General features: G+C 62.1%; 6 protein-coding genes. All 6 read left to right on the forward strand.

The window, feature by feature from the left end:
• The first annotated feature begins 231 nt into the window (after nucleotides 1-231).
• The gene (locus WCA85_RS15175; protein WP_424065186.1) at nucleotides 232-810 is read left to right on the forward strand and encodes a YqgE/AlgH family protein; all 579 of its coding nucleotides are present in this window, start codon (nucleotides 232-234) and stop codon (nucleotides 808-810) included.
• Nucleotides 807-1247, forward strand: a complete 441-nt coding sequence (gene ruvX / locus WCA85_RS15180; protein ID WP_424065188.1) for a Holliday junction resolvase RuvX — start codon at nucleotides 807-809, stop codon at nucleotides 1245-1247. Before WCA85_RS15175 ends, ruvX begins: the two co-directional genes overlap by 4 nt.
• A complete protein-coding gene (pyrR, locus tag WCA85_RS15185) occupies nucleotides 1234-1770 on the forward strand; it encodes a bifunctional pyr operon transcriptional regulator/uracil phosphoribosyltransferase PyrR (protein WP_424065189.1) in 537 nt (178 codons plus the stop codon). The genes ruvX and pyrR overlap by 14 nt, the downstream gene beginning before the upstream one ends.
• Before the next feature lie 235 nt (nucleotides 1771-2005).
• The gene (locus WCA85_RS15190; protein ID WP_424065191.1) at nucleotides 2006-3055 is read left to right on the forward strand and encodes an aspartate carbamoyltransferase catalytic subunit; all 1050 of its coding nucleotides are present in this window, start codon (nucleotides 2006-2008) and stop codon (nucleotides 3053-3055) included.
• Between the two features lie 99 nt (nucleotides 3056-3154).
• Nucleotides 3155-4432, forward strand: a complete 1278-nt coding sequence (locus tag WCA85_RS15195; RefSeq protein WP_424065193.1) for a dihydroorotase — start codon at nucleotides 3155-3157, stop codon at nucleotides 4430-4432.
• A gap of 122 nt (nucleotides 4433-4554) precedes the next feature.
• Nucleotides 4555-5239: lysophospholipid acyltransferase family protein (locus tag WCA85_RS15200; RefSeq protein WP_424065195.1), on the forward strand; the 685-nt coding region annotated here is incomplete at its 3' end.

Consider the following 5239-nt stretch of genomic DNA (forward strand, 5'->3'; position numbering starts at 1 on the left):
ATGCTGCACACGATTGCTGCCGGGGTGGCGCCGCCGGGTGGCAGCCCCGCGTTGGCGGCGTTGACGCGCGCCATCGAGCAGGGCGGGGCGTAGACCCGAACACGCTGCGTTGGCGTTGTATAAGCGCGTGATAGAGTGGCAACATGATCCGTTGCTCATGGATCGCGGCAAACCTAATCTGCCCACGCTCAAAGCCCGCCATTCCGCATCGTCTTTGCTAAAATCCGAACTATGTCCAAGAGTACCGATCGCATCAATCTGACCAACCAGTTCCTGATCGCCATGCCCAACATGGCGGACCCCACGTTTTCAGGAACGGTGGTCTACCTTTGCGATCACAGTGAGCGCGGTGCGCTCGGCCTCGTGATCAACCGGCCGACCGATATCGATCTGGAAGCGCTTTTCAGTCGCATCGACCTCAAGCTCGAGATCGAACCCCTTCTGCATGTCCCCGTGTACTTCGGCGGCCCGGTGCAAACCGAGCGTGGCTTCGTGCTGCATTATCCGAAAGACGGTAGCCCGTACACGTCGTCCATGTCGGTGCCCGGCGGCCTTGAAATGACCACCTCCAAGGATGTGCTCGAAGCCGTCGCGAGCGGCACGGGTCCGGAACGTTTCCTGCTCACGCTCGGCCATGCGGGCTGGGGCGCCGGTCAACTCGAGGAAGAAATTATTAAGAATGGCTGGTTGACGGTGGAGGCCGATCCGAAGATCGTCTTCGATGTGCCGGCAGAAGAGCGCCTTGAAGCGGCATTGGCGCTGCTTGGCATCAACTTGTCCATGCTTTCGGGCGAAGCAGGTCACGCATGAGCAGTCTAGCCGGACGAGCGGCAACGCTGCTGGCGTTCGACTATGGTGAAAAGCGTATCGGCGTGGCGGTCGGCAATTCGCTGACCAGAAGCGCGCGGCCGCTGGTGGTGGTGCAAAACCGCAACCGCGAATATCGCTTTGAGGCGCTCGGTAAGCTGATCGCCGAATGGAAGCCGGACGCGCTGATCGTTGGTTTGCCCATGCACCCGGATGGCGCGCCGCACGAAATGACCCAACTTGCCAAACGCTTTGGCAATCAACTCAATGGCCGCTTCAATTTGCCGGTGACCTGGATCGACGAACGCTATTCGTCGGTCGAGGCGAAGGCTGAAATCCGCGCGGGTAACGGTCGCGCCGACATGCTAGACGCCGAAGCCGCCAGCATCATCCTCCAGCAATATCTAGACGGACTGCCCGACGATCATGAGTTCCATTGACGCCGAGGCGCTTTACCGCGCCGTGCTCGAACAGATTCGTGCCGCTTATGGTGATCAACTCGGTGAGCAACCCGGCAGCGAGTCCAGCGGCGCCGTGCTCGTTGGCATCTTCAGCGGCGGCGCGTGGTTGGCCGAGCGTCTTGCGCGTGACCTGAACGTCGCAAGCTTCGGTGTCGTCAATGTTGCACTGCATCGCGACGACTACGCGAAGAAGGGTCTGCACGCACAAGCCAGCCCAACCTCGCTGCCGTTCGAAGTGGACAATCGCCGCATCGTGCTGGTTGACGACGTGCTGTCCACCGGACGCACGGTGCGCGCCGCGTTGAACGAACTGTACGACTATGGACGGCCCGCTTCGGTCGAACTCGCCGTGCTCGCCGATCGCGGCGGCCGCGAGCTTCCGGTGGCGGCGCGTTTCGTGGGCGGCGTGATCGATGTGCCAGCCGAGTCGAACCTTGTGCTCGCTCGTGATGACGCCGCTGAGCAGCGCTTTACGTTTCACACTGAAGCACGGGCGGATTGAGCGCGAGGGGGCCTTTGGTCTTGCATGAGCGGTAGTTTCGCCGGTGCATTTCGATTCATACGAGTCGATCACCGCATATCGGAACGCAGGCAACGCCACGCGCACCATGCACTTTCACTCAATCCCGTGTTGCATTTGCATTTCGCCGCACCGGCCCAATCATGACCGTTGCGGCACAGCCGGGCAGCCCGCGCGCCATCCGCGTCGGCTCGTACACGTTTGACTCAGGTAGATCATGAATACCGCCACCCAGGTTCCTCCGGTTCCGCAAGGCTCGCAAACCAGCGGCGACAGCGCCGCTGCGCCTCAGCGCTTTCGCCACGGCTTTCTAAAGGGCAATCCACAGCTCACCAGGAACGGTGAGCTGAAGCATTTGCTGACCATCGAAGGCTTGCCGCGCGCGATCGTCAATCACATCCTTGATACCGCCGAACAGTTTGTCAGCGTGACGGATCGTGAGGTCAAGAAGGTGCCGCTGCTACGCGGCAAATCGGTGTTCAACCTGTTCTTCGAAAACTCGACGCGCACCCGCACCACCTTCGAGATCGCTGCAAAGCGTCTGTCGGCAGACGTGATCAACCTGAACATCAACGCGTCGTCGACCAGCAAGGGCGAGTCGCTGCTGGACACGATCAACAACCTTTCCGCAATGCACGCCGATATGTTTGTGGTGCGTCATGCGTCGAGCGGCGCGCCGTATCTGATCGCCGAACACTGCGCGCCGCACGTGCATGTGATCAATGCTGGCGACGGCCGTCATGCGCACCCCACGCAGGGGCTGCTCGACATGTACACGATTCGTCACTACAAGAAGGACTTCACGAATCTGCGCGTGGCGATTGTCGGCGACATTCTGCATTCACGGGTAGCGCGTTCGGACATTCATGCGCTGACCACGCTCGGCGTGCCGGAAGTGCGCGCGATTGGTCCGCGCACCTTGCTGCCAGGCGGTCTCGAACAGATGGGCGTGCGGGTGTTCCACAACCTCGACGAAGGCCTGAAGGACGTCGACGTGATCATCATGCTGCGCCTGCAGAACGAGCGCATGAGCGGCGCGTTGCTGCCGTCGGCGCAGGAGTACTTCAAGAGCTGGGGCCTGACGCCCGAGCGCCTCGCGCTTGCCAAGCCCGATGCCATCGTCATGCACCCAGGTCCAATGAACCGCGGCGTAGAAATCGATTCGCAGGTGGCTGATGGTCCGCAGTCGGTGATTCTGAATCAGGTGACCTTCGGCATTGCGGTGCGCATGGCAGTGATGGGCATCGTTGCGGGCAATCACGATTGAGCTTCGACTGAATCGCGTGAGCGTCACGTTTCGCGCTTAAGGTATGGCATCAAACCGCATCAACAGAACACGCGACAGGCAACACAACAAAGGCAGCGCATGAAGATTCATATTCAAGGCGGCACGCTGATCGACCCGGCAGCGGGCACCGAACAGCAGCAGGATGTATTCATCGCGGCGGGCAAGATCGTCGCGCTCGGCAACGCGCCCGCGGATTTCCACGCGGAGCAGACCATCGACGCCACCGGTCTTTCGATCGCCCCCGGCCTCGTTGATCTGGCCGTGCGGCTGCGCGAACCGGGCTACGAACACAAGGCCACGCTCGAATCGGAAATGGCGGCCGCGCTTGCAGGCGGCGTGACGAGCCTCGTCTGCCTGCCCGATACCGATCCGGTGCTCGACGAGCCCGGCCTCGTCGAAATGCTCAAGTTCCGCGCCCGCAACCTGCATCAGGCGCATGTGTATCCGCTCGGCGCGCTGACGGTCGGTTTGAAAGGGCAGGTCATTACCGAGATGGTCGAACTGACCGAAGCGGGCTGCATCGGCTTTTCTCAGGCGGATGTGCCCGTGGTGGATACACAGGCGCTGCTGCGCGCGCTGCAGTATGCAAACACCTACGGCTATACCGTGTGGCTGCGCCCCGTTGACGCCTATCTTGGCAAGGGCGGCGTCGCCGCGAGTGGCCCGCTGGCGTCGCGGCTCGGTCTTTCGGGTGTGCCGGTCTCGGCTGAGACTATCGCGCTTCATACCATTTTCGAACTGGTCCGCGTGACGGGCGCGCGCGTGCATCTATCGCATCTGTCATCGGCGGCGGGCATCGAACTGATGCGCGCGGCGAAGGCCGAGGGTTTGCCAGTCACGTGCGATGTGACGGTGAACCATATCCACCTGATCGATCTGGATATCGGCTACTTCGACGCGCAATTCCGCCTCGACCCGCCGCTGCGCTCGCAGCGCGATCGCGAAGCGATTCGCGCGGGCCTCGTCGATGGGACGATCGATGCGATCTGTTCCGACCATACGCCAGTCGACGACGACGAAAAGTTGCTGCCGTTTGCCGAAGCGACACCCGGCGCAACCGGACTCGAACTGTTGCTGTCGTTGACTGTGAAATGGGCGCAAGAGGCTGGCGTGGCCTTGTCGAAAGCGCTCAACCGGATCACCGCCGCACCGGCCGGCGTCCTGAAGCTCGACGCGGGACGCATTGCGGTGGGCGCCGACGCCGACCTGTGCATCTTCGACAGCAATACGCACTGGCTCGTCGAGCCGCGTGCATTGAAGAGCCAGGGGCACAACACGCCTTTCCTCGGCTACGAATTGCCAGCGCGGGTGCGCATGACGCTTGTCGGTGGACACGTAGCGTTCGAGTCGCGCTGATCGATGCGCTGATCGATGCGCTGATTGATCCGCACAAACGCGCAAGCCGGCACGAGACCGCCATACTCCAACCGACTTAAACCGACCGCGACCCATCGCGACACATACGGACCGCTCGAACGATGAAGCTTGCATTTCGCAAGGCCAGGCTGGTAGCGCACCTGTTGCACGGCATGTGGACCGTTGCCACGCGATTTCCGCGCGCCAGCGCGGCCCAGCGGGAATCGCTCAATCGCGCATGGTCGCTGAAGATGCTGCAGTTGTGCGAGATGCGCCTCGTGGTCCACAACGACAGCGCACGGCTCGATGCCGGTGCGCTGGTGGTGGCGAACCACATCTCGTGGATCGATATCTACGTGATCAATGCGTGGCGGCCAACGCCGTTCGTTTCGAAGGCAGAGATCCGGCAGTGGCCGGTAGTGGGCTGGCTGGCCCAGCAGCTTGGCACCGTGTTCATTCAGCGCGAGAAGCGCAGCGATGCGAAGCGCATCATGCACGAACTATCGGATCGGTTGAGTGCGGGTGAACTGATGTGCGTGTTCCCCGAGGGCACCACGACGGATGGACTCACACTCCTGCCGTTCCACGCCAATATGTTTCAGGCGGCGGTGTCGGCGTCAAGTCCGGTGCAGCCTATCTGCCTGATGTACGAGGACGCGCAAGGCCGGCAATCCACCGCGCCCGCCTATATCGACGATCTGACGCTGGCGCAATCTCTCGACGCATTGCTGCGCGGCGCTCCGCTTACCGCGCACGTCTATGTGGGTGATGCGCTCGCGCCAGGCGGCGACCGGCGCACGCTGGCCG

It is taken from the genome of Paraburkholderia sp. (assembly GCF_049581445.1).
In the GTDB taxonomy this organism is placed as follows: Bacteria; Pseudomonadota; Gammaproteobacteria; order Burkholderiales; family Burkholderiaceae; genus Paraburkholderia.

Bases quoted from the DNA above. Each gene is read 5' to 3' on its own strand.
- pyrR (WP_424065189.1), top strand. From the start codon at position 1,234: ATGAGTTCCATTGACGCCGAGGCGCTTTACCGCGCCGTGCTCGAACAG.
- ruvX (WP_424065188.1), top strand. From the start codon at position 807: ATGAGCAGTCTAGCCGGACGAGCGGCAACGCTGCTGGCGTTCGACTAT.
- WCA85_RS15175 (WP_424065186.1), top strand. From the start codon at position 232: ATGTCCAAGAGTACCGATCGCATCAATCTGACCAACCAGTTCCTGATC.
- WCA85_RS15190 (WP_424065191.1), top strand. From the start codon at position 2,006: ATGAATACCGCCACCCAGGTTCCTCCGGTTCCGCAAGGCTCGCAAACC.
- WCA85_RS15195 (WP_424065193.1), top strand. From the start codon at position 3,155: ATGAAGATTCATATTCAAGGCGGCACGCTGATCGACCCGGCAGCGGGC.